The 766-nt window shown below is 46.3% G+C and carries 1 protein-coding gene; it reads right to left on the reverse strand.

Annotation, left to right across the window (positions count from 1 at the left end; genetic code table 11):
- Positions 1–766: ParB/RepB/Spo0J family partition protein (locus AAAU26_RS01260; protein ID WP_349180879.1), on the reverse strand; the 766-nt coding region annotated here is incomplete at both ends.

A 766-nucleotide genomic window follows, 5' to 3' on the forward strand; every position in this document is an offset into this window, starting at 1 on the left:
CATCCAAAAGCTGGATGATCTTCTCCTCCATCTGTTTGGGAGTGTAGCTGCGTGGGAAATACTTCCGCAGGATCTCGTTTTTGATGGTCACGGTATCCAACTCGCTTTTCTTTTCTTCCCCCATAATATCAACTACGGCTTCTGATGTGAAATTGCCCTCCTGTGCCAACTTTTTTATGCGCTTTGCTTGTGAGAATGAGGGCGCATTTTGCGTATCGTCCATGGCATTTATCATCTCCTGCTGCTGTTCAGTAGAGAGATAAGACAGTTCCACCGCAGGATTAAATGATACTTTTTTCTCATCTACCATATTCAGCAGTTCAGGAATGAGGTTCGTCAAACGAATAAATCGTTGGACTTGTCTGCCACTTTCACCGCTTTCTTTACCAATAAGATCGGCTGTTTCAAAATTCCCGACAACTTGTCGGGAATTTTCTTTTGATGGCCTACCAGCAGTTCTTTTCATAGCATCCATCTTCATTTTGTACGCAAAAGCCCTTTCGCTAGGCGAAATGTGTTCTCGCTGTAAATTGGAATCGACCATCAAAATGGTGGCAGCATCATCGTCCATATTTCTTACAATGACAGGCAGCGTTTCCAGTCCGGCCATCTTTGCGGCGAACTGACGGCGGTGCCCGGAAATGATTTCATAACCATCACCATCTGGGCGCGGCCTTGCGATAAGCGGAGCCAGCACACCAAACTGAGCGATACTTTCTACCGTCCGGGTCATGGCTTCATCATCCACGACCTTGAAAGGATGGTT

This window comes from Faecalibacterium longum (assembly GCF_040094125.1).
Taxonomy (GTDB): domain Bacteria; phylum Bacillota; class Clostridia; order Oscillospirales; family Ruminococcaceae; genus Faecalibacterium; species Faecalibacterium longum.